This is a genomic window from Microbacterium sp. Bi128 (genome assembly GCF_918698205.1).
This window is the reverse complement of the sequence record NZ_CAKKMM010000833.1, coordinates 1-2,238: the sequence shown is the minus strand read 5'-3', so window position 1 is coordinate 2,238 and position 2,238 is coordinate 1. Positions and strand designations below refer to the sequence as shown.

The window sequence follows — 2,238 nt, the reverse complement described above, 5'->3', positions numbered from 1 at the left end:
AAACTGCTGCGACCCGGCCGGCGCAGGGGCAGGCGCGGGCGTGGTCCCCGGCTGGGCGGTGCCCATCGTGGGGACCGCGGCAGCCGCCGTCGTGCCTGCCGCAGCCGCCGTCGCTGTGAAGGTGAAGCTGCCCTCGATCGGGTGGCCGTCGGAACTGGCCACCCGCCAGTGCACGGTGTACTGCCCCTTAGGGGCGCCGGACTTCAGCTTCTGCGCAGCGACGTTGTCCACGATTTCCACGGGACCGTCCGACCAGTTGGCGCCGGTGGCATCATTGACCACGATCTGCGACCCCAGGGCAAGCGGATTGTGGTTGAACGTGACCGTGACCTGCTCCGGCGGTGCCGCGACGGTTGCTCCGGCAGCCGGGCTGGTGGACTCCGCGGAGTCGTGCGCCGACGCCGGGCTCACTGCTCCCAGCAGGACGGCCACAAGGACGACGGCGCCCAGCAGGGCACTGCGAAGCTGGCGGATACGGCGCATGGGCAGGCTACTCCTAGTGTTGGCTTCCTTACAGACTAGGCGAAAACGCAGGGTTGGCCCTCGGGCGCCAAATAAGATATATGCAACACCCATCACTCCCGGAGGACTAATGCAAGACCTAATGCTCAAGCAGGGCTCGGCACTCGACCGGTATTTCAAAATATCCGAGCGGGGGTCGAACGTCTCGCGCGAGATCCGCGGAGGGTTCGCCACGTTCTTCGCCATGAGCTACATCGTGGTGCTGAATCCGCTGATCCTCTCCGGGCCGGACTCCTCGGGCGCCACGCTGGGCTTCCCCGCCGTCGCCGCCGTCACCGCGTTCGTGGCCGGCATCCTGACCATCCTCATGGGCGCGTGGGCCAAGCATCCCTTCGCCCTGGCCACCGGGCTCGGCGTCAACGCGTTCGTCGCCGTCACGGTGGCCACGAACCCCGGCCTGACCTGGCCGGACATGATGGGCCTGGTGATGCTCTCGGGCATCACCATGCTGATCCTGGTCCTCACGGGCTTCCGGACGGCCGTGTTCAAGGCCGTACCCGAGGGGCTGAAGACCGCGATCGTGGTGGGCATCGGCCTGTTCATCGCCCTGATCGGTCTCGTCAACGCGGGCTTCGTGCGCCGCGTCCCCGATGTCGCCGGCACCACCGTCCCGGTCGGCCTGGGCTTCGACGGCAAGCTCCTGGGCTGGCCGACGTTCGTGTTCGTCTTCGGCCTGATCCTGACCATCGCGCTGGTGGTCCGCAAGGTCAAGGGCGCCATCCTGATCGGCATCGTGGCCTCGACCATCCTGTCCGTGATCCTGGAATCCATCCTGCACATCGGGCCCAGCTTTGACGGCAAGAACCACAACCCGCAGGGCTGGTCCCTCGTGGCACCGCAGTTCTCCGAGTGGGCGGCCCCGGACCTGTCCCTGATCGGCAAGGCCAACCCCTTCGGCGCCTTTGAACACCTCGGCTTCGTCGCGGCGACCCTGCTGGCGTTCGTGATCCTGCTCAGCATCTTCTTCGATGCCATGGGCACGATGGTTGGCCTGGCCACCGAGGCCGGCACCATCGACAAGGACGGCAACATCCCCGACGTCGACCGCGTGCTGCAGGTGGACGCCCTGGGCGCGATCATCGGCGGCGGCGCCTCCGTCTCCTCGAACCAGATCTACGTCGAGTCCGGTGCCGGCATCGGCGAAGGCGCACGCACCGGCCTGGCCTCGGTCGTGACCGGCCTGCTGTTCCTTGTGGCGATGTTCTTCACCCCGCTGATCAACCTCGTGCCGTTCGAGGCCGTGGCCCCCGCCCTCGTGGTGGTCGGCTTCATGATGGTCTCCCAGGTGGGCAAGATCGACTGGCAGGACTGGGGCATCGCGATCCCGGCCTTCCTGACCTTCACCCTCATGCCGTTCACGTACTCGATCGCCAACGGCCTGGGCGCGGGCTTCATCAGCTTCGTGCTGATCCGCCTGTTCGAGGGCCGGGCCCGCGAGGTGCACCCGCTCATGTGGGCCGTGGCGTCCGCGTTCCTGCTCTTCTTCGCGATCGGCCCGATCGAGGCCGTCCTGGGGATCCACTAACGCAGCCCCGCCCGCGGTCACGCCCGCCGGGTGGGCCACGCCCCCCCGGCCTGGCCCACCCGGCGCTGCTTAACCGTTGTTAAGCTCAGTTTCCGGGATTCCGGACAGTCCGACGGCGGCCCGGCTGGTTTTCCGACCCGGGCTGCGGTGAGCTAGGGGCATGGTTTCTCCCGCGCTCCCCGTTGATGTCC

General features: G+C 67.6%; 2 protein-coding genes. One reads left to right on the top strand and one right to left on the bottom strand.

Annotated elements, in window-relative coordinates; translation table 11 throughout:
* Nucleotides 1-483 (bottom strand): copper resistance CopC family protein (locus tag LQV45_RS26870; RefSeq protein ID WP_230009793.1); only part of this gene is annotated, 483 nt, incomplete at its 3' end.
* 121 nt (nt 484-604) lie between these two features.
* Between LQV45_RS26870 and LQV45_RS26865 the strand changes: the two genes are divergently transcribed.
* Nucleotides 605-2,047, top strand: a complete 1,443-nt coding sequence (locus tag LQV45_RS26865; protein ID WP_223915341.1) for an NCS2 family permease — start codon at nt 605-607, stop codon at nt 2,045-2,047.
* Nucleotides 2,048-2,238 lie beyond the last annotated feature (191 nt).